Consider the following 25,127-nt stretch of genomic DNA (forward strand, 5'->3'; position numbering starts at 1 on the left):
CAGAATCCGGTCGCCGTACGTTGAATGGCTGATGACCGCACTGCCTCCGTTCCAGCGTCTCGTCGACGCGCACTGGCGCGACGTCACGCGACTGGCGATCGCGCTCGCGGGTGCCGCTGACGCTGAGGACGTGGCGCAGCAGGCCTGGTTGCAGGCGTACGCCGCCTATGCCGGCCTGCCGTCGGCACGCAACCTGAAGGGGTGGCTGCTCACGATCACCGCGCGGTGTGCGATGGACGCGCATCGGCGGCGGAAGCGAGAGCCGCTGCCCAGCGACGCGCTGCCCGAGCGCGCCGCCGATCCGCCCGGCGCGCCGGATCCTGAGCTGTGGCAGGCCGTTCGGCGGTTGCCCGAACGGCAGCGCTCGGCCGTCGCGTTGCGCTACGTCTGCGACCTCGACCACGCGACGATCGGCCGGGCGCTCGGCACGACCCCGGCGGCGAGCCGGCGGCTGGTCAGCGACGCGCTCGGCACGCTGCGGAGCGAGCTGGACCGATCCGGAGAGGATTCCGATGCTTGAACTCGACCAACTACCCCTGCCCGCCGGAGCCAGGCCGCCGGCGTTCCCGGACGCGGACGTGTCGTACGCCGTGCACGAGTGCGAGCTCGGCACGCTGGTGCTCGCGACCAGCGCCGGGCGGCTCGTCACCAGCGCGTTCGGCGCGGAAGACGCGGTCACCGAACGGCTGGCGAAACGGCTCTCCCCGCGCGTGCTGCGGCAGCCGGCGAAGCTGGACCCCGTCCGCCGTGAGCTGGACGACTACCTCGCCGGCCGGCGAGCGGCGTTCGACGTTCGCGTGGACCTGAGGCTCGCGACGCCGTTCCAGCGCGCGGTGCTCGAGGCGATCGGCACGTACGCGCCGTACGGCGAGACGACGACCTACGGCGCGCTGGCGAAGGGGATCGGCAAGGCGCGCGCGAGCCAGGCCGTCGGCGCGGCACTGCGCACCAACCCGTGCTGTGTCTTCGTCCCGTGCCATCGGGTCAACGGCGCGAGCGGGTCGCTGACCGGGTACGCCGGCGGGCTGGCCGCCAAGCAGGTGTTGCTCGACCTCGAGGCCCGGCACTAGCCCGCCCACCTCGAACGTTGGGGACGGTGTGAGCAGTACGGAGACGCGTTCGCGAACCCTCGACATAGGCGGTGGTGTGCGGCTGGCCTACCGCGAGACCGGCGACCCGGCAGGCACGCCGGTCCTGCTGCTGCACGGCATGTCCAGTAGCGCGGCCAGCTGGGATGCCTTCGCCGCGGAGCTCGCGGACGCCGGTTTCCGGGCGATCGCGCTCGACCAGCGCGGGCACGGCGGCAGCTCGCGGGCAGTGAGCTACAGCCTCCACCAGTTCCGCGACGACGCTGCCGCGTTCCTCGACCGGGCCGGGCTCGAGCAGGTGGACGTGGTGGGCCACTCGCTCGGCGGCCACGTCGGAACGATGCTGGCGCAGGTCCAGCCGCAGCGGATCCGCCGGCTGGTGCTCGAGGACATCCCGGTCCGCCCGCGCGACGCCGCGGAGAACGGCAGGGCGAGCCCGTTCAGCCTGGTCGGGCTGCTGCTGGCCCAGCTGGGCAACCTCGGCAAGCTCAAGGGCTTCGACCGCAGGCTGGTTCGCCCGATCATCACCGAGCTGCGCACGCCCGACCCGCAGTGGTGGACCGCCCTGCGGCGCGTCACGATGCCGACGCTCGTGATCAGCGGCGGCCCGGCCAGCCACGTACCAGCCGAGCGGCTACGCGACCTCACCCTCGCCCTGCCCGACGCCGACCTGGTGACGATCGACGCCGGGCACCGGGTGCACAGCCTGCGGCCGAAGGACTTCAGCGCGGCCGTCCTGCCCTTCCTGGAAAGCTGAAGCTCAACTCAGCGCAGCCGCAGCTCGACCTCCAGCACGTCTCCCGGCCGCAGCACCACGTCGGACTCGAACGTGACCAGCACACCGCCCGCCTCTCGTACGGACAGCTCGAGCGGTAGCTTCCGGCTGCCCAGCCGAGCCGTCGCCGAACGGACCCCGAGCTCCACGGCGAACGACAGCGACGACAGCCTCAGCCGCCCGTGCCGAAGCTCGATCCGCCCGGTCTGCCGGTCGCGGCCGCGCTGCTGCCGGTACGAGCCCCAGCCCTCGGCCACCGTGAACCCGGCCCGGAAGTTGTCCGGCCGCAGCTTCGGCGCGAACCCGAGATGCCCGCGCGGCCCGTGGTACTCGTACCCCGTCATCGCGAGGTACGCGGCGTGGCTCATCATCGCCCGGGAGTAGTGATCGCTGCACTCGATCTCGTTGTAGGGATTGCGTTTCGAGCCGTGGTAGCGGTCGTACACCGCGCGGGTCAGCACCAGAGCCTCGTCGACCAGGCCCTCGGCGAGCATGCAGGCGGCGACCTCGTACTCCGGCCCGGTCCAGACCTCGTTGAAGTAGCCGACGGCGTACGCATCACCGCCACCGGACGCCTCGTCGTCACCACCGTGCGGCCAGCTGGCCAGCAGCAACCCGGCCTCGCCCTGCTGCGCGAACCAGCGGCCGCCACGCACCTCGACGCCGGCGCGGAACGCCTCGTGGTCGCTCACGAAGTTGTAGCGGTAGAGGTTCCGCAGCGCCGTCGCGGCCTGGTCCGATGGGAAGACGCGTGGCAGGCCGAGCTGTCGCGCGTACGTCTCGCCGTAGAGCTGGTCGACGTAGCAGCCCCGGTTGCTGTTGGTCGCGGAGGCATGGGCCGGATCGACGTGCTGGACGAAGTAGCCGTACTCCGCGTTCCACAGTTGCCCGGACAGGAACGCCGATCCCAGCTCGGCCAGCCCGTCGCAGCGGGAGGCGAAGGCGGCGTCGTCGAGGTCGCGCGCCATCTCGGCACCCGCCCGCAGGGCCGCGACGTAGAGCCCGCTGATCCAGGGAATCTCGCCGTACCACGACTGGTCGAGCGTGTTGTACTGCTCGCCTTCGAGGATGCCGTCCGGCTCGCCGTCGCGGCCGATCAGGTGCTCGATCGCCAGCTTGACCCGCGGCCACGTACGCCGCAGGAATGCGTCGTCGGGCGCCATCTGGTGCTCGCGGTAGATCCGCAGGATCGTGCCGGCCTGCCCGTCGGCCGCGACGATCCGGCCGGCCTCGCCGCGGTAGTCCATCGCTCCGGTGTCGGTGTGGAACGCGATGCCGAGGTCGACCCGTTCGCGCGTGTCGCGTTCCAGCGAGGGAAACAGCCGCGCGACCGACTGGGCGTAGTTCCACACGTGCTGGCAGGTGCCGTCGCAGCAGTACTCGCCTTCCTGGCCGTAGAACCGGCCGTTGGTGAAGCGGTAGCACGTGGTGGTCGCGACCGTCGAGGCCGGCGCGAGCGTGCGTTCCAGGAACCAGTACGGCAACGTGGAGTCGTCGTACCACGTGCGTACCCACATTCGGGTCGCGGCTTCCAGGCGGGCCAGGTTCCCTCGCAGATAAGCGACGACGGCTCCCGCCGAGTCGAACCGGCTGACGTAGTGGTGGCGCAGGGTGGCACCGTCCTGGAGGAACGCGAACTGGCCCTCGCGCGGGATCGGGAAGCACCAGCCGACGACCATCCGTACGGTGGCCGACTCCCCCGGCTCGAGCCGTCTGCGTACGCGGACAGCGCCGGTCAGCGTGCCTTCGGACGCGTCGATCTCCGACGGGCCCGGGCCGGAGTCGAAGATCGCGTCGAGCGTCGAGGCGTCGGCGAGCGACGGCAGTGCCTCGGAGGTCGTGTCCAGGGCCGCGAGTGCGAACGTCCCGCAGTCCGGCAGCTCGGCGACCGGCCGGCCCTTCGGCGTGTCGGTGAACACGATGTAGTCGCAGTTGATGTGGCCCCAGCCGCCGGTGTTCGCGTCGACGATCTCGATCCGCGCCTGCTTGCCCGCGTGGCCGCGCACGTCGAAGTTGACGGTACGCAAGGGCTCGGTGTCGTTGCCGACAGCGGACGCGACGACCTCGCCGGCCACGACGAGGTTGACGCAGGTCTGCCCGGCCCAGTGCCCACCGCCGACGCCCAGCGCGACGAACCGCCGTTCGACCGTGAACTCGCGGCTCGTCAGCCGGCCGGTCGCCCCGTCGGCGTCGCCGCCCGTACGGAACGCGTGCGAGGTGACGAACCGCGTGCCGTGGACGTGCAGGTCGCCGAAGCGCTTGAAGTAGTCGGGGACCTCTTCGGGCGTGACCGGTCCGGCGCCGAACGCCGTGCCCTCGACCGTCCAGCCTTCGTACGTCGTTCCCTCGAAGTCCTCGAACACGACGTCGGGCCTCGGTTCGCCGGACAGCTCGGGCTCGTCGGCACCGAACTCGAAGCCGGTCACCCCGGGTGAGTCCAGATCGCCGGCCAGCAGCCGGAGCGGCCGTGAGCGCCGGCTGTCCAGGCAGACCGGGGACTCGCTCCAGCCCGCGAGGCCGACATCGACGGCCGCGCCGGAGGTGTTGCGAATCGTCCAGACCAGAACGGTCGCCGGCAACGAGGAGTCGTCGACCTCCGTCGGCACGAACGGCGAGAACGCGGCGAGGGCCACCTCCACCGGCGAGGCGTCGTCGCGATACTCCACCTGGCCGAGCGGGTAGCGGCCGGTGAAGCTGACCCCGGCGAAGCCCTCGGCGTCCAGCGACCGCGTGCGCACGGTGCCACCGGCCGTTGTCCGCAAGGCGAAACCCTGCCGGAACGGTGAGCTGACCCGCAGCGGCTCGGCGTAGGTGCGTCCCTCCCACTGCGACGCCTGCGGGTTGACCGGGTTGTAGACGTCCCACATCCACAACCGGCCGTCGCCGCTGAGATAGAGCCGGCCGGACGTGGCGCCGCCGACCGGCATGCCGATCAGGTCCAGCGCGTCGCCGGTGTAGACGGTCGGCGTTCCGCGTTCCCTCAGCGCCCGGAGCTGCCCGGCCGAGATCCCCTTGTCGGCCGGCACCCGTACCAGCGTCGACTCCGGAACCCCCAGCGCGGCCGACGCCTGCGCGAACGGCCCTGCCAGCAATCCGGCCGAGCCCAACGAGCCCAGGGCGAGGAACGTACGCCTGCTCAGCTCTTCTGACTGGTGCGACTCGTGTGACTGGTGTGACTGGTGCGACTCACCCTCTGCCATGCCGTCAGGGTTATCCAACGTTGAAAGCAGATCAACCCCTACGTCTGGAAGCTGCCACCCGGCGGGCCCAGTCGCGCGTGGCGTGGCCCAGCAGGCGCTCGGTGAGCCAGCCGGCGGCGACGAGTACGGCCAGGGATACCACGGTGCTGACGGCGAGAGCCACGGCCGTGAGTGGACTTGCGGCATCGATCGGCATGTCGATCAATGCTGGTCGGAAGGCCTTTCTCCGGCCATGGCCTGGACGGCCGGGTATCGATAGGTTCTGGACATGCACACCGTGGCGATCCTGGCGCTGGAACGTTCCGGCGGCATCGACATCTCGATTCCGTGCATGATCTTCGGCCAGGCGTATCCGCTCGGGCAGCACGCCAAGCCGGCTCGCCCCCTTTACGACGTGTGGGTGTGCGGTCCGGCCGTCACCACCACGCTGGCCTGCGGCGACGTGGCGTTCGGGATCGTTCCGCCGCGCACGTGGGCAGACGCCGCAGCGGCCGACACGATCCTGATCCCCGGGCTGTCCAGCTATGCCGAGCCACCGCCGGAGGAGGTGATCGAGCTGCTGCGCGACGCGCACCGGCGCGGCGTCCGGATCGGCGCGATCTGCAACGGCGTGTTCGTGCTGGCCGCGGCCGGCCTGCTCGACGGCCGGCGGGCGGCGACGCACTGGACGCACGCGGCCAAGCTGTCCGCGCTCCATCCGTCCGTACGGATCGACGACGCGGTGCTGTTCATCGACGACGGCGACATCGTGACCACGGCGGGCGGCGCGGCCGCGCTCGACCTCTGCCTGCACCTCGTACGGCGCGACCACGGAGCGGCGATCGCGGCCGAGACGGCGAGGCACACGGTCATGTCCTTCCATCGGGAGGGCGGGCAGGCCCAGGTCGTCGACTACGTACGGCCGGAGGCGGGCCGCAGCCTGGAGCCTCTGATGCGCTGGATGGAGGACCGGCTCGACACCGAGCTGACCCTGGAGACGATCGCCGACCAGGCGGCGGTCAGCGTGCGCACGTTGAACCGCCGGTTCCGCGCGCAGACCGGCACGACACCGCTGCAGTGGCTGATCGGGCGGCGGCTGCAGCGCGCCCGGGAGCTGCTGGAGACGACCGACCAGTCGATCGAGACGATCGCGTCGTGGTGCGGATTCGGTACGGCGATCTCGCTGCGCCAGCACTTCCGGCGGGCGACCGGCACCGCTCCCCTGGCCTACAGACAGGCCTCCACGGATAGGGACCTACGCCGGCAGGACGAGCCTGCCCGCGTAGGTCATACCCGCGGAGGGATTCTGAGGTGACTAGGCCGTGTCCTGGCCGAGCCAGTCGAGGATCGCCCTGGTGCCGGTGACCTCCGAACCCAGGTGGATCGAGCCCTGGTACTCATGGGCGGGGAGCTTGATCGGCGTCAGGTCCTTGCCGCCGGCCGCGAACTCCGCCTGGCAGACGCCGGTGTTGGCGTTGACTGCCTGCTCGTCGTTCTCCGCGTAGTAGAGCCTGACGGGCACGTTCGGAGCCCAGCCGGTGCAGGTGCTGTCAGCCACTCGCAGGGCGTCGGCGAACTCCGGTGTCGGGTGCTCGAGCAGCTCGAAACCGCGCGGCTTCAGCAGCTCGCCGAGGCTGCCGGGCAGCCCGTTGAACATGTCCTCGCCGGTCGTCGTGCCGTCGAACAGCTTGCCTACCTGGTCGGCGTACTCCTTCTGGAAGACCTCGTGCGGCGAGTCGTAGAGGTGGTGCAGCCGGTTCCAGGCGACCAGCAGGTACGTCGTGTAGACCACGGCGACCTTCGGCGGAACCTCCTCCCCCTTCAGCAGGGCAGGGATCTCGGCCGCCCGGAACGCGTAGGCACCGCTGATCGGTGCGACCGCGCCGAGCCGGAACCACGGGTCGGCCCGCTCGTCCAGCGCCCGGGCCAGCCCCAGCGCGGCCGAAGCGCCCTGGGAGAAGCCGGTGACGACAACGCTGCGCTCGGCCGAAAGCCGCCGGCCGGCCATGAACTCCCTGGCAGCCCGCAGCATGTCGAGCGAGGCCGTGGTCTCGGTCGGGAGGTGCAACCAGGGATGGGTTCCCGGCCCCTCTCCCAGTCCGAGATAGTCCGGTGACACGGCGGCGAATCCGGCCGCGGCGAACGCGACCGGCGGCGAGTTCGCGAAGTCGTTCGTCCCGCTGGAAGGCGCGTCGCCCTTGTAGACCTCGGTGCCATGTGTGAACGACAGCAGCCGGAACCGGCGCCTGTCCCTGTCCATGTTCCTGTCCGGCAGCACGATGAGGCCGGAGGCGATCGTGGGCTCGCCGTGCACACCGGTGGTGCGGTAGACGAGCCGGTAGAGCTTGACGCCGTAGTCGACGTGATCGGCGTCGAATCCCGCATCCTGCAAAGCGTTGACCGTTTCGGCCTTCGAAAGCGTGCGCAGGTGAACCGGCTCGGCCACCAGCCGGTGGCCGCTGACGTGGCTGCCCGCGTTGGCCGGCTGCGGTTGCGGCTGCCGCGCCGCCAGGGCCGGACCGCCGACCGCCACCGTCAGGCAGGCCGTCGCGGCCACCAGGGCGACAAAGCGCTTACGTGCATGCAGATTCTTCATACCGACAACGCTAGGGATCAGGCGCGTCCACACCCATCCGACGAACCACCGAACTGTACCGGGGGTCGTCCTCACCCTGAGATCACCTAGGGTCGAACGCCGGAAACGCTTCAGTAGAACGGAGGCTTCGATGCGGATTCTGATCGTGACCGCGGGCTCGCGAGGTGATGTCGCGCCGTTCACGGGTCTGGGCCAGCGGTTACAGCAAGCCGGGCACCAGGTGGCGCTGGGCGCGCACGACCGGTTCGCCGGTCTCGCACGCGAGGCCGGGCTGGAGCATCGCGCGCTTCCCGGCGATGCGGTCGAACTGGCCCGCGCACGTACGGGCGATCCCTCGCCGGCACAGGATGACGTGCGAGCGGCCTTCCCCGAGTATCTCGGCCAGCTGGCCGACGGAGTGCTGGCCGCCGCGAACGCAGGTACCGACCTGGTGCTCACCGCGTTCGGTCCGGCCCCGCTGAGCCGGCTGGTCGCCGAAGGGCTCGGCATTCCGAGCGTCGGCGCCTATCTCGCGCCCTGCGTCCCCACCCGGGAGTTCCCGCCGCCCGGCTGGCCCGCGGCCGGGACACTCTCACCCGAGGAGAACCTCGAGGCCGGCCGCAAGCTGTTCGCCCAGCCCGGACCGCTCTACGCCGGCGCGTTGCGGCGGCTACGCGGCCTGCTCGATCTCCCGGCCGCCGACGAACAGGCAGCGGGCCCGCCGCAGAACTGGCCGATCTGCCACGGCTTCAGTCCGGCAGTGGTTCCGCCTCCCGCCGACTGGCCGGCGTCGGTACGGGTGACTGGCTACTGGTGGCCGGCCGAGCCGCCGGCGTGGCAGCCCTCCGGCCAGCTGACCGAATTCCTGGAGGCCGGTCCGCCGCCGGTGTTCGTGAGCTTCGGCAGCACCCCCACCCACGGGCGGCTCGACGAGGTCGTCGCGGCCGCCGTCGAACGAACCGGCGTACGTGCGGTCGTCCAGGGCGGCTCGGCCGAACCCGGGCCCGTCGGCGACGACATCCTGATGGTCGGCGACGTGCCGTACGAGTGGCTGTTCCCCCGGATGGCCGCCGTGGTCCACCACGCCGGCGCCGGTACGACCGCGGCCGGACTGCGTGCCGGTGTGCCGGCCGTCCCGGTGCCCAGCATCATCGACCAGCCGTTCTGGGCGGAGCGGCTGCACCGCCTCGGTGTCGCGCCGCGTCCACTGCCACTGGACGAGCTGACCGCCGGCACGCTGACCGACGCACTGCGGACCTGCCTCGACCAGCCGGCCTACCGCGACCACGCCATCGAGCTCGCAGGCCGAATCCGCGCCGAGGACGGCCCTGGTGCCGTGCTCTCGCTCCTCACGCAGTTGGAACGCCAGCCCCGATCCTGAGTCAGCGGCGAACCCGGTAGCGCAGGTGCAGGACGCGGTCGCCCTGGATCACCACGTGCGGATCCTCCAGCAGGTGCTGGGCGTTCACGCTGCCGAAGTAGCGCTTGCCGGACCCGAACACCACGGGCGCGACGTCCATCGCCACCTCGTCGACCAGGCCGAGCTCGAGTGCCTGCCCGCCCATCTCGCCCGCGGCCAGCGCGACGATCTTCTCGGCGCCGGCCAGTTCCCTGGCCTTCGCGACCGCCTGCGTCACGTCGCCGGCGAAGTGGTAGGACGCTTCCGGGTGCCAGCCTTCCGGCTTGGGCCGGTGCGACACCACGACCACGTGCTCGCCGGTGGGCGGCTTGCCTTCCCAGCCGTTGGTGAGGTCGAACAGCCGCCGCCCGATCACGATCACGCCGATGCTGTCCCACATCGACTGGACATACGCCGCCGAGGCCTGGGAGATCTTCGACCCGACCCCGTCGCCGAGGGAAACGTCGCCGTTGAAGTACCACTCGAACAGCGGACCGACGTCATCGTTCGCGTCGGCGATGTAGCCGTCGACGGACACGACGTTGTGCATCACTACCTGGCTCACGCCTGCTCCTTTCGTCGCGCACCCCGCACCTGATGCCCGGGATTCCGGTAGTTGAGACCACCCGGAACGCCCGAACTCATCGCCGCTCGACGAACGAGCCAGTGGTCAGGGCCGCTGCACGGTCCCGTCCGGCAGGCGGGTGGCGGTCCAGCGGTCGTTGACGAGCGGTTCGACCGGCGGGAACTCCGCCGCCCTGGCCTCGTCGAAGTCGACGCCGAGGCCAGGAGCCGAGCTCGGCCACAGGTGACCGTCGCGCACCTCCGGGGTACCCGGGAAGACCTCGCAGGCCGCCTCGTTGAAGCGGTGCTCCTCCTGGATGCCGAAGTTGGGCGCGGCCAGGTCGAGCGCGAGGTTCGCGGCGTGGCCGATCGGGGACACGTCGCCAGGACCGTGCCAGGCCGTCCGGATGCCGAACAGCTCACACGCCGAGGCCAGCCGCCAGGCCGGCGTGAGCCCTCCGATCGCGGAGATGTGGCAGCGTACGAAGTCGCACAGCCGCTCGCGGACCAGCGGCATGTACTCCTGCGGGTTGACGAACAGCTCGCCGATCGCCATCGGCGTCGACGTCTGCGCACGCACCATCCGCAGCCAGTCGAGGTCTTCCGGCGACAGCAGGTCCTCCAGGAAGAACAGGCGGTACGGCTCGAGGTCCTTGGCCAGCCGGACCGCCTCGATCGGGCGGAGCCGCTCGTGGACGTCGTGCAGCAGCTCGACCTCTTCGCCGACCGTCGAGCGCAGGTGCTCGAACATCGCCGGGACCGTACGCAGGTATGCCGAGGGGTTCCACGCGTTGTCCGTGATCACCCGGCGCTCGCCGTTGCCCTCGGCCGCGGCGGCTGCCGGCGCACCGTAGGTCAGCGCGCCCGGGATCGCGACCTGCGCACGGACGTAGCCGTAGCCCTTCTCGAGGTAGCCCCGCACGTTGTTCTCGAGCTCGGCGAGATCGCGGCCGCTCGCGTGCCCGTAGACCGGCACGGCCGCGCGGCACCGGCCGCCGAGCAACTGCCATACCGGCATCCCGGCCTGCTTGCCCTTGATGTCCCACAGCGCCATGTCGACACCGGACAGCGCGTTGTGCAGGACCGGGCCGTTGCGCCAGTACGAGCTGACGTAGAGCCCGTTGAGGATGTCGGTGACGTCGGCCGGGTCGCGCCCGATCAGCTGCGGCGCGAGATATTCCTCGATCGCGGTCACGACGGCCAGCGCGCGCTGCGTGAACGTCGCGCAGCCCAGGCCGTACAGCCCGTCGTCCGAGGTCGTGATCTTGACGACGACCAACGTGATGTTCTCCGGTGCTGTCAAGAACACTTTGACATCGGTGATCCGGGTGCCGCTCGAGGTGGGTTCCTGCCACGGCGGCAAGGGACGAAGTCCGTTAGCGGTCATGAACTGCTTCCGTTCCGGTACGTGTTGGGCACGAAGCCGAGCAGCTTCTCGGCTCGTTCGATCGAGTAGGGCGTCGCGGTGCCGTCGATCGGCTTCCGTACGACGGTATCGGGGTGGTAGCGCGCCAGCAGCTCGGCCGTCGGGACGTCCGACAACGTGTCGGGCGCGATGATGTTGAGCGGGTGGAAGCCGGGCGGAGCGTCCAGCCCGAGCCGGCAGGCCCGCGCCGCGTCGCGGATCTCGATGTAGCCCCACAGCTCCGAAGCCCCGTGCCCGTGGGCCTCTTCGGTCGTCAGCGACGCGCGCCGCGCGAGGATCTGCTCCTCGGTCGCCACCCAGTGGAAGCGCATCGCCACCACCGAGAGGTCGTGACCGCGCCACAGCATCGCCGCCGTCTGCTCGTCAACCTGCTTGGACAGGCCGTACGCCTCCTGCGGGAGCATCGGGTGGTCCTCGTCGAAGGGTACGTATTCAGGCGAGAACGGCCGATGTGCCCACGACATGCCGTACGCCGAGACACTGGACGCGATCACAGCGTTGCGAATTCCCAGCTCGACAGCGGCTTCGAGCACATGGAACGTCGCCAGCACGTTGTTCGCGAACGTCTCCCGGCCCGGACGCCCTCTCGGCCCAGGGTAGGCCGCCAGGTGCACAACACCGTCGCAACCCTCCAGCAGCTCACGGGCGACGACCGGATCACCGAGATCGGCGGGCCGGTCGGTGCCCTTGACGGTGAACCCCGCGCTGTCGAGCTCTGCCGTAACCGCTTTCCCGATTCGGCCGGAAGCGCCGGTGACCAGAATTGTCCGCATGGTTCCAAGAGTCTAGGCGCGGGCTGTGCAATCGTATGCATACCAGGCTGATGCTGTCTGTTTGCGGTCAGCCGGCTCGTCAGCTAGGTCCGGGCCGCGGCGATGGCGGCTTGCCCGTAAGCGATGCCGCCGTCGTTCGCCGGCACGTTCTGGTTGGCGTAGGCGTCGAAGCCCTCACTCTGCAAGGCCTTCAGCAGGTCCATGGTGAGCAGCCGGTTCTGGAAGACACCGCCGGACAGGCAGACCGTACGCAACCCCGTCGCGGCCGCCGCCTTGGCGCACAGGGCCACCGTCACCGCCACGATCGTGGCGTGGAAGGCCGCGGCCAGCGACTCCGCGGTGTCGCGCCGGGCCAGGCCGGTCAGCAGCGCGGTCAGCGTCGGCAGCGGGTCGTAGACCCACAGCCCGTCGCGTTCCACCAGCTGCCACGGCAACTCGGCCGCGCCCGAACCACGGGCGGTCGTCTCGAGCACCGCCGCGGCCTCGCCCTCGTACGTCGCGTAGTCGACCAGGCCGAGCATGCCGGACACCGCGTCGAAGAGGCGGCCGGCGCTCGACGCGTGCGCGGCACCAGCCTGCCGGTGGATCAACCGGCGCGCGGTGTGGACTTCGCTCTCGGCCAGCCGATCGGTGAACGCCTGCACGAGATCGGCGTCCGGCAGCGGTACGCCGAGCTGCTCGGCTCCCCACAGGTATCCGAGCGCCATCCGGGCCGGCCGCCGCACGGCGACCTCGCCCCCGAGCAGCGGCGCCCGGCCGAAGCGGCCGAACCGCCGGTACTCCACCAGGTCGGCGATCAGCACCTCGCCGCCCCACATCGTGCCGTCCTCGCCGAGGCCCAGGCCGTCGTACGCGACGCCGATGAAGGACTTGGTGAGCTCGTGCTCGGCCGCACAGGAGGCTACGTGCGCGTGGTGGTGCTGCACCGCGAGCCGGGACGGCTCCGGCCAGCGCGCGGCGTATCTGGAGGTGAGGTAGGCGGGGTTCAGGTCGTGCACGACGAGCTGGGGCGCGATGCCGGTCAACCGCGACAGCTTGACCAGCGACTCCTCGAACGCCTCGAACGTCTCGGGTACGTGCAGGTCACCGATGTGCGGGCTCAGCACGGCCCGGCCGTCGACGGCGAGTGCGAAGGTGTTCTTGCCCTGCGCGCCGACCGCGAGGATCGGCCGGGCGGCCGGCCTGGGCAGGCGCAGCGCGTCCGGGGCGTACCCACGCGCTCTCCGCACCATCGCCGGGCGGCCGCATACAGCGCGTACGACCGAGTCGTCGTACCGCGCGCGGACGTCGCGGTCGTGCACCAGGAAACCGTCGACGATCCGGCCGAGACGTCCGAACGCGTCGTGGTCGTCGGTCGCGATCGGCTCACCGGCGCGGCTGCCGGACGTCACGACGAGCGGCCGGGAAAGCTCGTGGGCGAGCAGGTGCTGCAGGGGCGTGTGCGGCAGCATCACACCGATCTGGTCGGTGCCGGGCGCGACGCCCTCGGCCAGCGAGCTGTTCGGCCGCGCGATCGCCAGCACGATCGGGTGCGCCGCCGAGGTGAGCAGCGTGCGCTCCTCGCTGTCCAGCCAGGCCAGCGACTGCCGAGCCTGGTGCAGACCGGTGGCGAGGACGGAGAACGGCCGGCGCGGCCGGTGGATCCGCCAGCGCAGCAGCCCGATCGCTGTCTCGTTGGTGGCGTCGCACACCAGCTGGTAGCCGCCGAGACCCTTCACCGCGACGATCCCGCCGTCCCGGATCACGCCGATCGCGACGGACAGGGCTTCCTCGGCGTACTCGATCGGCACGGCCCACGCGGGCGCGGCAGGCACCCAGCCCAGCTGCGGTCCGCACTGCGGGCAGCAGATCTGCTCGGAGTGGAACCGCCGGTCGGCCGGGTTGGAGTACTCTCGCGCGCAGTCGGTGCACATCGGGAACGCGGCCATCGCGGTCTGCTCGCGGCTGAAGCCGTCCTCGTCCATGATCGTGGCCCGCGGACCGCAGGCCGCGCAGCTGACGAAGGGATAGTGGAAGCGCCGGCTCTCCGGATCGAACAGCTCGCCGGCGCAGGTGTCACAGGTGGCCAGATCGGCGGGCAGATCTCGTACCGTGCCGACCTCGGTAGCGCTCTCCACTACACGAAAACCCATCGCCTATGGGCTTCCCCCCAGTTCGGGTGCCGACACTTAAGCCGCCGAACACACCGTGTGAATACCTGACGAGTCTCAATACTGCAGGCGGTCACGATCGGAATCCATTGCCGGAGGTCCCCAGCTGTCGGGGCCATGGGCCTCTTCACGCCAGCCGGACCAGGAGGAGTAGAACTGGTAAACCGTACGGCGATAGCTGCCGTGGCCGGCACAGGAATACCGATATCCGCCAGTCCTCGTCACTTTTCCGTCTGAACATTCGACCAAATAGCCGTGCTCATTCCAGAAATCGTCAGCACACCGGAAATACTGGCAAACTCCGGATTCCGGCGAATATACGTACTCACCGCCGCAGAAGTTGTACTGATACGGATTCCACGGCGCGTCGCACATCCAGTCGCCCCGCCCGTCGTCGTCACCATCGTCGTCACGTCGCGGGAACGGGTTCTGCTGGGTCGACTTCGGCGTCCTCGACCTCGAGCTCGACTTCGGCTGCGCGGTCGGCGTCGGCTGCGGCGCCCTGGTCTCCTTCGTGTCGGGAGGCGGCGGCACCGGGCGGCCCTTGGCCGTCGGTTGCGAGCCTGGCTGCGGCGTGGTGGGTGCCGGCGTCGGATCGCTCAGGATCCGGTCCGGTGCCGGCAGGTCGACCGACGCGGTCGGCGACGGCGAGTCTGCGAGCGACGGTGGAGCCGACAGCACCTGACCCTCCGGAACGTCCGGCGTCACGACGTTGAACAGCACGAACGCCGCGCCGGCGGCCGCGACCAGACGCAGCGAGCGGCCACCCATCGATCCGCCGGCACCGCCCAGGGCCAGCTGCTTGGCGGTCCGCAGGCCGAGCCGCACCCTGCCCGGCGAGTCCTTCGCGGTGACCAGCGAAGGTGGCGCGGGCCTGGTGTGCTGGTGGGTGTCGAGCATCCGTTCCAGGTACGCGACGAAAGCCGCACGTTCGCCGGCGCCTTCGGCGAGCGCCAGCGACACCACGAACCGGAACTCGCTCACGGCTTCCGGCGTGAGCAGCAGACCGGTCAGCGGATGGCGACCGGCGGGCGCCACGGCCTCCTTCTCGCCGTTCGCGGAGACCTGCAGCAACGTGCAGGGCACGTCCGGCGTGTGCAGCAGCCCGGTCAGGTCGGCGAAGACCCACTCACGGCGGCGATTCCTCGGCGACGTGCCGGCGAACATCAGCCGCTGGTCGGTCACGGCGACCGATCCGCTGTCGACCGGCTTCAGCCGTGCCGACGGCTCCGCCGGGAACGACTCTGTGAGCAGGTCGGTGGTCAGCGCGTCGTACCCGGGCACGCGAAGCTTCGGCGAGGTCGTCGTCTCGACGAGCGTCACGCCGGCACCCGTCCAGAGTAGGGTCTCGTCCGGGCGCAGCCCGACCTCGGGAGCCAGCTGCCCACCACCCATGCCGGTGTAGGAGCAGGCCGTCACGACCATGCCCTGCAGCTCTGCGTTGGTGTCGGACCAGGCAGCCTGCGCAGCCTCGTACGCCTTGCCGTACCGCCGATTCTCCTGTTGGGCCCAGCGCGTGCGCAGCCCGCGCTCCTTCAAACCAGAAACTATGCGGCCGAGCCGCATAGGTGACGCTCCGCGGCGTTGCCGCAAACTCGACACGAGTCCGTACCGCCCCTCACGGAAAGCAACATTCGCCGGGTGCCCAGCCAGGCGAAAGCAGACCGCAACAGTCAAGCACTCTTCAGCGGTCGCTGTGGGAAAAGTACGCCATTACCGGGCATTGGCGAGTCCCGGATCCATAGGCCCAAAGTCCTGATCCGGGCAAATGGCTCACCGTGTCATTCAAGTTTGAACAGCACACAGCTACGGTGTGTCAACGCCCTTGGCGGCGCATTCTCTCGACCGCGAACACGGCCGCCTCGGTGCGCCGCTCCATGCCGAGCTTGCGCAGCAGCGCCGAGACGTAGTTCTTCACGGTCTTCTCCGCGAGGTACATCGTCTGGGCGATCTGGCGGTTGGTCATGCCCTCGGCGATCAGGTCGAGGATGCGGCGTTCCTGGTCGGTGAGCGAGGCATAGCGCGGGTCCTCCTCGGACGGGCCGCGGCGAAGCCGTTCGAGCACCGACGCCGTCAGTGCCGGGTCGAGCAGCGACTCTCCCGCGGCCAGCCGGCGAACGGCACCGACGAGGTCGTTGCCGGTGACCTGCTTCAGGAGGTAACCGGCCGCACCGGCCATGATGGCCTCGAACAGCGCCTCGTCGTCGGAGAACGACGTGAGCATCAGGCAGGCCGGCGGCGGATCCATCGAGGAACGGATGTCCCTGCAGACCGTCACGCCGTCGCCGTCGGGAAGCCGGACGTCGAGAACCGCGACGTCAGGACGTAGTGCGGGCACCCGGGCCCGGGCCTGTGCGGCTGTCGCGGCCTCACCGGCGATCTCGATATCGGGCTCGGCCTCGAACAACTGCCTCAGCCCAAGGCGGACTACCTCGTGGTCATCCAGCAGGAACACTCTGATCATCGCCGCGTCACCTCGCTTGCCGGCATCGAACGCCGGCTACCAGGCAGCGTACGACACGTAACGAGGTGACTGCCGTGGATCCAGTAACAGGTGGACGAGCGAGCCGATGTATTCCTGCCCTGGACGAAGGGGCCGCCTCACGTTCCGGCGACGATATTCGCGGTACGTCTACCTGCGAAACTCAACCTCGCCCAGGGCAGGGGCCCTGCGATTCCTCATCTCCCAGCCGATGGGTACCCACTGTCTCCCCCGTTCCGGCGGGCCGAAAGAGGCTTTGGGCTCAGGTCGGCCCGGGACCGATGTCACCTCATATCGTCTGATCCATCAGGGCTTTGGTTCCGGACCGTGGAGAGGACCTTCTGCCCTTCTCACCAAGGCATTCCGCGCCCCACGCTGGACAAATGCTCGACAGGTCTGGCCTCGAGGTCCTGGAAGCGGCCGAATGCATCAGGCTGCTCACCAAGACGGCGGTCGGCCGGGTGATCTTCACCGAAAACGCCCTGCCCGCGGTCCGGCCGGTCAACTTCGCCGTCCACGAGTCCAACTCGGCACGCGGCGCACGACACTACGTCGTCGTGCGTACCTCCGACGGTTCCGACCTGATCGCGGCCACCTGCGACACGGTGGTCGGATTCCAGGCCGACGACTTCAACCTCGAGCAGCGGTCCGGCTGGAGCGTCTCGCTCGTCGGCCGGGTGGACCTCGTCGACGACCCGGAGCAGGTCGCCGCGCTGGCCGGCCTCCCCCTCTCCACCTGGGACGGCGGTTCCTGGAACGCAACCGGCTCGGACCGATTCCTGCGGATCCGGATCGAGCGGATGCGCGGCCGCCGCATCTCGACACCGCTTTCTCCCCCCGACTAGCCTTTGTTACGTTCCACACACAGGCAACCGGGTGCAGGTGAGGAGGTGAGGGCCCGATGGACCACGCCGGCCGTGACGAGTCCGCCGACCCGCATGACTTCCTCGACCTCCCCGACCTCAGCCGGCTTCGGCTGGAGACGCTGCTCCACGAGCTGATCGAGCGCGCGAGCCAGGTCATCGAGAACGAGAAGCGGCTGCACAAGCTGCTCGATGCCGTCGTGACGGTGGCCAGCGACCTGGCGCTGCCCGACGTCCTCGAGCGCATCGTGCGGTCCGCGTGCGAGCTGGTCGACGCGCAGTACGGCGCGCTGGGCGTCATCGGCGCCGACGGCACGCTGGTGGAGTTCCGGCACGTCGGCCTGAAGGTCGGCGACCGCGAGCGGATCGGTCACCTGCCGACCGGAAAGGGCGTGCTCGGCCTGCTGATCGCGGAGCCCAGGCCGCTCCGGCTGAAGGACGTCGGCTCGCACCTGGCCTCCTCCGGCTTCCCGCCCAGCCATCCGCCGATGCGCAGCTTCCTCGGCGTACCCGTGCGGATTCGCGGCGGCCGGGTCTTCGGCAACCTCTACCTGACGGAGAAGACCGGCGGCGACTTCACCCAGGAGGACGAGGACGTCGTGGTCGCGCTCGCGGCCGCGGCCGGCATCGCGATCGAGAATGCCCGGATGTTCGTCCAGACCCATCAGCGCGAGAGCTGGCTGGCGGCCTCGACCGAGATCACGTCCCGGTTGCTGGGCGGCGCCACCCCCGACGAGGCGTTCCAGCTGATCGCCGAACGCGCCGGCGCCGCGGCCGACGCCGACCTCACGTTGCTGGCACTCGTCGCCGACGACGGCGCGCTCGTCGTCGAGGCGGCCTCCGGCTCGGGCGCGTTCGGCGCCGACGCGGCCCGGCTGAAGGGACAACCCGCCCAGCCCGACGACAGCGCCATCGGTGAGGTGCTGCGCACCGGCCGGCCTCGCGTACACGACAGTCGCGAGTCGCTCGGGCTGGTGCTGCCGCATGACATGGATCTCGCGTCGATCCTGCTGGTTCCGCTGGCCGCCGGACCGCACATCCTGGGCGTCCTGCTGACAGCCCGGCAACCCACCACCGACCTCGTCTTCGGCGAGAGCGAGATGGAGCTGGTGGCCACGTTCGCCCGGCACGCGGCGCTGGCAGTCGAATACACCCGTGCCCAGCTCGACCGGGAGCGGATCGCGGTCCTGCAGGACCGCGACCGCATCGCGCGCGACCTGCACGACCAGGTGATCCAACGGCTGTTCGCGATCGCGCTCGGCCTGCAGGGCATGTCGCGGCGGCTCGGCGGGCGGACCGACCTGACCGAACGAGTCGGGGGTTACGTCGAAGACCTCGACGTGACGATCCAGCAGATCCGGCGCACCATCTTCTCGTTGCAGGAGGAGGACGCCGGCGAACGCAGCCTGCGCGGCAAGATCCTCGACATCGCGCAGGATGCCGTCGAGCCGCTCGGCTTCGAGCCGCGGATCAGCCTCGAGGGACCTCTGGACTCCGCCGTTGCCGACCAACTCGGCACCGAGCTCCTGGCGACGTTGCGGGAGGGTCTGGCCAACGTCGCCCGGCACGCGAATGCGGCGCACGCGGAGGTCGTCGCGCGCGTCGACGTGCCGAGACGGATCGTCGAGATCCGCGTGAAGGACGACGGCATCGGCATCCCGGACAACCACCCGGTCGGTGGAGGGCTGAAGAACCTCGCCGCCCGAGCCCATCGGCTGGGCGGCGAGTTCAGCGTCACCGCTCACGTGGCGGGTGGTACGGAGCTGATCTGGCGTTCTCCGCTGCGCCTCGAAGCTCCTGGCTGAGCCCCGGCGGGGTCGGTTGGCTCTGGTCTGCTCTTTCGACGGCTTTCGGCTGGCGGTGGCTCTTTGGGTTGGCGCTTCGCTGCTTTGGGCTTGGGTTGTTTCGCGGCGGCTTTGCCTTTGTGGGTTGCCTCCGGCGGGCCGGACACTCAGGGCTCGGAACCGGGGGCTTCCCGGCCCCTCACCCGCCGGACGCGCCACCGAAGGTTTAGCCGACGCTGCCCAGGGCCGCAAGGCCCCGGCTCTTCGGTTTGCCATTGTTTTGGCCTTGCACCCCTGGGCATCGCCGGCCAAATGCAAGCATGTCGCGTCCGACGGGTGAGGTTCCGGGAAGCCAGGGATTGGACTGTGCGGGGGGCGCACACCCGTCGGGTTAACTGAGCGGCTTGGCTTGTCGGGCGTACTGATTGACGACTCGGCCCTGTTTCTGTTCTGGCGGTCAGGCCGGGCCGCAGCATCCGGCCGATGCCGTCGGCTCGGCGGCGAGGTCGGCGGTTGGCGGGGCTTCCTGGTAGAGGCCGTTGCCGCCGCAGACGCCGGTTTCGGGGAGGGTGAGCTCGACCCGTTCGGCCGATGCCTGGTCGCCGGCGAGGGCGGCGGCGATGCTGCGGACCTGTTCGTAGCCCGTCATGGCCAAGAAGGTGGGTGCGCGGCCGTAGCTCTTCATGCCGGCCAGGTAGACGCCCGGTTCGGGCTGGGCCAGTTCCTTGACGCCGTGCGGGTAGACCGTGCCACAGGAGTGGACGTTCGGGTCGATCAGTGGGGCGAGCTCGCGGGCGGCCTGCAGCGTCGGGTCGAGGTCGAGGCGGATCTCGGTCAGGAACGACAGGTCCGGGCGGAACCCAGTCAGCACGACAACCTCGTCCACCGGGTCGAGGCGCTGCCCGTCGTTCGAGCTCAGGACGAGCCGGCCGCCGGTCTTCTCGACCTGCTCGGTACGGAACCCGGTGACCACCATGACGTGCCCGGCCTGCGCGGCTGCGCTGGCGCGCCGGCCCAGCGCACCGCGAGCAGGAAGCTGGTCGGCGTCGCCGCCGCCGAAGACATTGCCGGTCGCGCCGCGGCGCAGCAGCCACACGAGGTGGGTGCCTGGGTGCTCCTCGGCGAGGTCGGCGAACGCGACCAGCGCGGTGAGTGCGGAGTGGCCGCTGCCCGCGATCGCGATCCGCCTGCCCGCGTAGCGGTCGCGGACGCTGGGGTCGGCGAGGTCGGGTACGCGGTAGCTGATTCGCTCGGCGACGTCCGCCTCGCCGAGGGCCGGCAGACCGTCGGCGCCGAGCGGGTTCGGCGTACTCCATGTGCCGGAGGCGTCGATCACCGCCCGCGCCTGGACTCGCTCCTCACCGGCAGGCGTCTCGATGCGAACGGTCAGGGGCTCGGTGTCGCGGCCGGCGTCGACCACCCGGTCCCGGCCGCGCCTCGCGACGCCCACGACACGGGCGCCGTAGCGGACCCGATCGCCGAGTACGTCGGCGAGCGGCTGCAGGTAGAGCCGGGCCCAGTCGAGCCCGGTCGGATACGTCCCGGGATCGGGACGCGTCCACCCAGCCGGCTCCAGCAGCCGCTCCGCCGCCGGGTCGACCAGCTCCGACCAGGCAGAGAACAACCTGACGTGGTGCCACTGCGACACCGCCGCGCCGGCCTGGTCGCCGGCCTCCAGAACCAGCGGTTCCAGGCCGCGCTCCACCAGGTGTGCCGCCGCGGCCAGCCCGATCGGCCCGGCGCCCACCACGACAACCGGCAGATCCCGTGACTCGTACATCTGGACTTCCTCCCAATTCATCGATGTGCGTCGATCAATGCGCTCGACTGTATCGACTCGCATCGATGAATGCAACCATCGATTCTCATCGATCAAGTCGGTAGGGTGGGCGGCATGAGCACGCTGGACCTTCCGCTGGTCTCCCTGTTGCCGGGCGTCGAGGCCGAGACGTACGCCGGCTGGTTCGCCACGCTGGCCGATCCGACCCGCGTACGCCTGCTGCATCTGATCGCCACGACGCCGGGCTCCGCGACGGTCGGCGGGCTGGCCGCGACGCTGGGGATCAGCCAGTCGACGTGCTCGCACCACATCCGCAAGCTCGCCGAGGTCGGGTTCGTCGTGCTCAGCAAGGAGGGCACCACCACCCGCGTCACGGTCAACCCGGCCTGCTGCACCGGCCTCCCCCACGCGGCCGACGTCGTGATGGGCGTCCTCGCGCCGCGGCCGTGCTGCCCGGAAGACCTGCCCGCGGACGTCCGCGTCCGTGCCCTGGAAGCCTCGGACTGGGAGGCCGTACGCCGGATCTACGCCGAGGGCATCGCCACCGGTGACGCGACGTTCGCGACCGAGGTGCCCGCCGCCGGCGAGCTGGACGCCACGTGGCTGCCCGGTCATCGCTGGGTCGCCGAGCTCGACGGACAGGTCGTGGGCTGGGCCGCCGCCACGGCGGTGTCGGCCCGGCCGTGCTACTCCGGCGTCGCCGAAACCTCCGTCTACGTCGGCGACGGGTTCCGCGGCCGCGGCGTCGGCAAATCCCTGCTGCACAAGCAGGTCACCGCCGCCGACGCCGGCGGCCTGTGGACGTTGCAGACCGGCATCTTCCCCGAGAACCGCGCGAGCCTCGCCCTCCACCACTCCGCCGGTTACCGCACGCTCGGCGTCCGTGACCGCATCGCCCGCCACCGCGGCACCTGGCGCGACGTGGTCTTCCTCGAACGCCGCAAGGCCACCGACGAGTAGACCGGCAGCCACGGGGGTTGCCGACCCAATATTGACTCAGTAATAATTGAGTCAATGAAATCTGAGTCAACCAAGATCGACTGGACGCCGTCGCTGCGGGCCCGGGCTCGAGCGCACGCGGCGCTGGGCGAGCCTGCCCGGCTGGCGATCGCCGACCGGCTGCTGCTGGGCGACGCCTCTCCAAGCGAGATCGGCGGTGAGCTCGGCCTGCCCAGCAACCTGCTCGCCCACCATCTGAAGCTGCTGGAGCAGGCCGGGCTGATCGAGCGGTCCCGTTCCGAAGGCGATCACCGCCGCACGTACCTCCGGCTGCGCACGGATGCTCCGCACGGCCTGACCGGACCAACCGGTCTGGAGCCGGCCGGCGTTCGTACCGCGCCGAGGGTCGTGTTCGTGTGCACACACAACTCCGCGCGATCCCAGCTGGCGGCGGCGGTGTGGAAGAAGCGCAGCCGGATCCCCGTCGCGTCCGCGGGCACGCATCCGGCCGACCAGGTTCACCCCGGAGCCGTGGCGGTCGCCCGCGCGAACGGGCTCGCGCTCGCCCGGGCCCGCACCACCCACCTCGACGACGTACTACGCGACGACGACCTGATCGTCGCCGTCTGCGACAACGCCCACGAAGAACTCGACGCGCACACAGACCGCGCCGGCGACCGCCTGCACTGGTCCGTGCCCGACCCCGTACGCACCGGCACCGGCGAAGCCTTCGAAGCCGCGTTCCGCGAGATCACCGATCGCATCGGCCGGCTCGCCCCGGCCGTCCACCCGTCCGGAGACCAGCCATGACCGAGACACACAGGCACCCAGACCTCAGCATCGACCAGCAGCATGCCCTGCACACCGCCGCTGCCCGGCTGGGCGGCGAGTTCGACGGCACGTTCGGCAACGAAACGATCGAACGGTTCCTGCACTCCAGCTACGACGAGTTCGCCTCCCACAGCACCGTCCCCAACTTCCTTCCCCTGCTGGCCGAACGCTTCGCCCGGCAACGCCTGCACGCCCTCGCCCGGGTCGAAGGACACCACGACGGTCGGCCGATCGTGCTGTTCCTGTGCGTGCACAACGCCGGTCGCAGCCAGATGGCGCTGGGCTTCTTCCAGCACCTCGCCGGCGACAACGCGCTCGCCTGGTCCGGCGGCTCCGAACCCGGCCACGAGGTCAACCCCTCCGCCGTCGAGGCGATGCGTGAACGTGGCATCGACATCACCGGCGAATACCCCAAGCCCTGGACCGACGAGATCGTCCGTGCCGCAGACGTCGTGGTCACCATGGGCTGCGGCGACGCCTGCCCGGTCTTCCCCGGCAAGCGCTACCTCAACTGGGAGCTCGACGACCCCGCCGGCAAGAACGTCGAAGCCGTCCGGCCGGTCCGCGACGAGATCGAACGCCGCGTCCGAGGACTGCTCGCCGAGCTCGACGTGCCGGTCGCCTGATGCCGCAGAACGTACGCCCCGCGCTGTCCCGGCGGCTCCTCGCGGAGTACGCCGGCAGTCTGCTGCTGGCCGCGCTCGTGATCGGCTCCGGCATCGCGGCCCAGCGCCTCTCACCCCACGACACCGGCCTCCAGCTGCTGCAGAACGCCGCCGCCACCGCCGCCGGGCTGTTCGCCATCATCCTGATGTTCGCGCCCATCTCCGGCGCCCACTTCAACCCCGTCGTGTCGCTGGTCGACGTCGCGTTCGGCGGGCTGTCCTGGCGGCACGCCGCCGCCTACATCCCTGTCCAGGTTGCCGGTTGCGCCAGCGGGGCCGTCCTCGCCAACCTGATGTACGACCTGGCGCCGGTCGGCATCAGCACCACTCACCGCGCGACCGCCGCCCACGGACTCGCCGAGGTCGTCGCGACAGCAGGCCTCGTCCTGGTCGTCTTCGCCCTGACCCGCACCGGTCGCGCCAACCTCGCACCCGCGGCCGTCGGCGCCTACATCGGCGCCGCCTACTTCTTCACCAGCTCCACCAGCTTCGCCAACCCCGCGATCACGATCGGCCGCACCCTCAGCGACACCTTCGCGGGCGTCGCTCCGGCCTCCGTCCCCTGGTTCCTCGCCGCGCAACTGGGCGGCGGCGTCCTCGCGTTCGTCCTCCTGCGCGCGCTCTACCCGAGTCGAGTGCCGGAGCGTTCGAGCCCGGTCGAACCGGCACCCGCCGAACGCGCCGTCCAGGTGTAGGAGATCCCTAGCCCAGCACGCCCTTGCCCTGGTAGGCCCGCGCGATCAACGTCACCCACTGGTAGACCGCGTCCTCGTTGGGCGCCAGCGGCCCGGGACGAAAGTGGGGCGAGGTCAGCCCACGCTGCACCGACTCGCACGCGGCCCAGTCCTCGCGGTTGGTGACGTCCCAGAAGTCCACGGCGTACGACGGATCCTCCACGCCGGCGGCGAAATACCAGGAGCACTCGATGCTCGTCCGCCCCGGATCGACCGGGGTCGTGCGGTGGGTCATCACGTAGTCGGGATGCAGCGACACCAGCAGGTTGGGGAACAGCCCGAGGTAGCTCACCGTCCGCGGATCGACGCCCGGCAGCGGAATCCCCGCCGAACGGCCGTCCAGCGACATGGTCTCGGCGTGCGGACGGAGGTCCATCAACCCACCGACCCACGCGCCCGGCAAGTCCCAGTTGTCGCCGGAAGTAGGCGGGGACACCTTGCAGAGCTCGGGATGGATCAGCGGGCAGTGGTAGCACTCGTGGTAGTTCTCGACGATCACTTTCCAGTTGGCCGCCACGTCGTAGGTGTGCCGCGCCCCGAGCACCAGATCTCCGGGACGGTAAGGCGTCACCAGCCCGGCCATCCCGCCGACGTACGCCGGGAACGGTGCCGCTCCCCCACGGGCGTTGACGAACAGCCAGCCTTCCCATTCCTCGACAGGCACCGCGACCAGACCGTAGTCCGAGGCGTCGAACCCGCCGAACTCGCGCATCCCGGGCGCCGTACGCAACGAACCATCGAGCGTGTACGCCCACCCGTGGTAGGGGCAGACCGCCGCGGGACGATCCGCTTTGGAGCCCGACGGCACTAGCTCGTGCCCGCGGTGCCTGCACACGTTGGCGAAACCTCGTACAACCCCATCGGAAGCACGGGTCAGCAGCACACCGACGTCGCCGACGCCAAGCGCGTGCTGTGTCACGGAAGGGGGAAACAGCTCGGAGACCCGCCCGACGCAGATCCACTGCCCGGCGAACAGTTCGCGCCGCTCCCAGGCCAGCACGTCCTCGGAGGTGTACGCCGCAGCCGGCGGCATCAGCGACTCGCCGTGCGGCCGCAGCACCGCCTCGAGCGCGTCCGGATCCACCGGCGCCGGATGCACGGAGGACTCGACGGCGCCCAT

At 70.3% G+C, this 25,127-nt stretch carries 22 protein-coding genes; 11 read left to right on the forward strand and 11 right to left on the reverse strand.

Annotated features, from left to right (window positions below; translation table 11 throughout):
• Nucleotides 1-31: 31 nt before the first annotated feature.
• The 3 genes from ACYVF6_RS15205 to ACYVF6_RS15215 are packed head-to-tail and all read left to right on the forward strand — an operon-like array spanning nucleotide 32 to nucleotide 1,845.
• Entirely contained in the window at nucleotides 32-520 is a 489-nt protein-coding gene (locus ACYVF6_RS15205; protein ID WP_460521525.1) for an RNA polymerase sigma factor, read from the forward strand.
• Entirely contained in the window at nucleotides 513-1,070 is a 558-nt protein-coding gene (locus ACYVF6_RS15210; RefSeq protein ID WP_460521527.1) for a methylated-DNA--[protein]-cysteine S-methyltransferase, read from the forward strand. Before ACYVF6_RS15205 ends, ACYVF6_RS15210 begins: the two co-directional genes overlap by 8 nt.
• 28 nt (nucleotides 1,071-1,098) lie before the next feature.
• Complete coding sequence (locus ACYVF6_RS15215) at nucleotides 1,099-1,845, forward strand: alpha/beta fold hydrolase (protein WP_460521529.1); 747 nt, start codon at nucleotides 1,099-1,101, stop codon at nucleotides 1,843-1,845.
• Nucleotides 1,846-1,853: 8 nt separating this feature from the next.
• On the opposite strand, the gene ACYVF6_RS15220 is transcribed toward ACYVF6_RS15215, so the two are convergent.
• Together ACYVF6_RS15220 and ACYVF6_RS15225 are read right to left on the reverse strand one after the other, a co-directional pair.
• On the reverse strand, nucleotides 1,854-5,063 hold the full coding sequence (locus ACYVF6_RS15220; protein ID WP_460521531.1) for a GH116 family glycosyl hydrolase: 3,210 nt from the start codon (nucleotides 5,061-5,063) through the stop codon (nucleotides 1,854-1,856).
• A 31-nt stretch (nucleotides 5,064-5,094) separates the two neighbouring features.
• A complete protein-coding gene (locus ACYVF6_RS15225) occupies nucleotides 5,095-5,259 on the reverse strand; it encodes a hypothetical protein (protein WP_460521533.1) in 165 nt (54 codons plus the stop codon).
• A gap of 72 nt (nucleotides 5,260-5,331) precedes the next feature.
• Here ACYVF6_RS15225 and ACYVF6_RS15230 point away from each other — a divergent pair, with 72 nt between their 5' ends.
• The gene (locus tag ACYVF6_RS15230; RefSeq protein WP_460521535.1) at nucleotides 5,332-6,357 is read left to right on the forward strand and encodes a GlxA family transcriptional regulator; all 1,026 of its coding nucleotides are present in this window, start codon (nucleotides 5,332-5,334) and stop codon (nucleotides 6,355-6,357) included.
• Here the strand turns inward: ACYVF6_RS15230 and ACYVF6_RS15235 are convergent, their stop codons facing one another.
• A complete protein-coding gene (locus ACYVF6_RS15235) occupies nucleotides 6,358-7,638 on the reverse strand; it encodes an alpha/beta hydrolase (protein ID WP_460521537.1) in 1,281 nt (426 codons plus the stop codon). It lies immediately after the preceding gene.
• A gap of 130 nt (nucleotides 7,639-7,768) precedes the next feature.
• Between ACYVF6_RS15235 and ACYVF6_RS15240 the strand changes: the two genes are divergently transcribed.
• Entirely contained in the window at nucleotides 7,769-8,998 is a 1,230-nt protein-coding gene (locus ACYVF6_RS15240) for a glycosyltransferase (RefSeq protein WP_460521539.1), read from the forward strand.
• A 1-nt stretch (nucleotide 8,999) separates the two neighbouring features.
• On the opposite strand, the gene ACYVF6_RS15245 is transcribed toward ACYVF6_RS15240, so the two are convergent.
• From ACYVF6_RS15245 to ACYVF6_RS15270, 6 genes are all read right to left on the reverse strand, one after another.
• Nucleotides 9,000-9,581 (reverse strand): dihydrofolate reductase family protein, encoded by a 582-nt coding sequence (locus ACYVF6_RS15245; RefSeq protein ID WP_460521541.1) that lies wholly within the window; start codon nucleotides 9,579-9,581, stop codon nucleotides 9,000-9,002.
• Between the two features lie 105 nt (nucleotides 9,582-9,686).
• The gene (locus ACYVF6_RS15250) at nucleotides 9,687-10,967 is read right to left on the reverse strand and encodes an enolase-like domain-containing protein (RefSeq protein ID WP_460521543.1); all 1,281 of its coding nucleotides are present in this window, start codon (nucleotides 10,965-10,967) and stop codon (nucleotides 9,687-9,689) included.
• Entirely contained in the window at nucleotides 10,964-11,779 is an 816-nt protein-coding gene (locus ACYVF6_RS15255) for an NAD-dependent epimerase/dehydratase family protein (protein ID WP_460521545.1), read from the reverse strand. Before ACYVF6_RS15255 ends, ACYVF6_RS15250 begins: the two co-directional genes overlap by 4 nt.
• Nucleotides 11,780-11,862: 83 nt before the next feature.
• Nucleotides 11,863-13,911, reverse strand: coding sequence for a carbamoyltransferase HypF (hypF, locus tag ACYVF6_RS15260; RefSeq protein ID WP_460521547.1), 2,049 nt, complete (start codon nucleotides 13,909-13,911; stop codon nucleotides 11,863-11,865).
• A 75-nt stretch (nucleotides 13,912-13,986) separates the two neighbouring features.
• Nucleotides 13,987-15,468 carry a hypothetical protein gene (locus ACYVF6_RS15265; protein WP_460521549.1) on the reverse strand — a complete coding sequence of 494 codons (1,482 nt, stop codon included), beginning with the start codon at nucleotides 15,466-15,468 and terminating at the stop codon, nucleotides 13,987-13,989.
• 277 nt (nucleotides 15,469-15,745) lie between these two features.
• Nucleotides 15,746-16,393 (reverse strand): transcriptional regulator, encoded by a 648-nt coding sequence (locus tag ACYVF6_RS15270; RefSeq protein WP_460521551.1) that lies wholly within the window; start codon nucleotides 16,391-16,393, stop codon nucleotides 15,746-15,748.
• A gap of 401 nt (nucleotides 16,394-16,794) precedes the next feature.
• On the opposite strand from ACYVF6_RS15270, the gene ACYVF6_RS15275 reads away from it, so the two are divergent.
• On the forward strand, nucleotides 16,795-17,256 hold the full coding sequence (locus ACYVF6_RS15275; RefSeq protein ID WP_460521553.1) for a pyridoxamine 5'-phosphate oxidase family protein: 462 nt from the start codon (nucleotides 16,795-16,797) through the stop codon (nucleotides 17,254-17,256).
• 56 nt (nucleotides 17,257-17,312) lie between these two features.
• Entirely contained in the window at nucleotides 17,313-19,079 is a 1,767-nt protein-coding gene (locus ACYVF6_RS15280; RefSeq protein ID WP_460521555.1) for a sensor histidine kinase, read from the forward strand.
• Nucleotides 19,080-19,515: 436 nt separating this feature from the next.
• On the opposite strand, the gene ACYVF6_RS15285 is transcribed toward ACYVF6_RS15280, so the two are convergent.
• Entirely contained in the window at nucleotides 19,516-20,838 is a 1,323-nt protein-coding gene (locus ACYVF6_RS15285; protein ID WP_460521557.1) for an NAD(P)/FAD-dependent oxidoreductase, read from the reverse strand.
• Between the two features lie 114 nt (nucleotides 20,839-20,952).
• Here ACYVF6_RS15285 and ACYVF6_RS15290 point away from each other — a divergent pair, with 114 nt between their 5' ends.
• The 4 genes from ACYVF6_RS15290 to ACYVF6_RS15305 are packed head-to-tail and all read left to right on the forward strand — an operon-like array spanning nucleotide 20,953 to nucleotide 23,968.
• Nucleotides 20,953-21,798, forward strand: coding sequence for a helix-turn-helix domain-containing GNAT family N-acetyltransferase (locus ACYVF6_RS15290; protein WP_460521559.1), 846 nt, complete (start codon nucleotides 20,953-20,955; stop codon nucleotides 21,796-21,798).
• A 54-nt stretch (nucleotides 21,799-21,852) separates the two neighbouring features.
• Nucleotides 21,853-22,587, forward strand: a complete 735-nt coding sequence (locus ACYVF6_RS15295; protein ID WP_460521561.1) for an arsenate reductase/protein-tyrosine-phosphatase family protein — start codon at nucleotides 21,853-21,855, stop codon at nucleotides 22,585-22,587.
• Nucleotides 22,584-23,234: an arsenate reductase ArsC gene (locus ACYVF6_RS15300; RefSeq protein WP_460521563.1), complete on the forward strand. Its 651-nt coding sequence runs from the start codon at nucleotides 22,584-22,586 to the stop codon at nucleotides 23,232-23,234. The genes ACYVF6_RS15295 and ACYVF6_RS15300 overlap by 4 nt, the downstream gene beginning before the upstream one ends.
• Nucleotides 23,234-23,968 (forward strand): MIP/aquaporin family protein, encoded by a 735-nt coding sequence (locus tag ACYVF6_RS15305; protein ID WP_460521565.1) that lies wholly within the window; start codon nucleotides 23,234-23,236, stop codon nucleotides 23,966-23,968. The genes ACYVF6_RS15300 and ACYVF6_RS15305 overlap by 1 nt, the downstream gene beginning before the upstream one ends.
• Before the next feature lie 7 nt (nucleotides 23,969-23,975).
• On the opposite strand, the gene ACYVF6_RS15310 is transcribed toward ACYVF6_RS15305, so the two are convergent.
• Nucleotides 23,976-25,127 carry an aromatic ring-hydroxylating oxygenase subunit alpha gene (locus tag ACYVF6_RS15310; RefSeq protein WP_460521567.1) on the reverse strand — a complete coding sequence of 384 codons (1,152 nt, stop codon included), beginning with the start codon at nucleotides 25,125-25,127 and terminating at the stop codon, nucleotides 23,976-23,978.

The sequence above is a fragment of the Flindersiella endophytica genome (assembly GCF_054779015.1).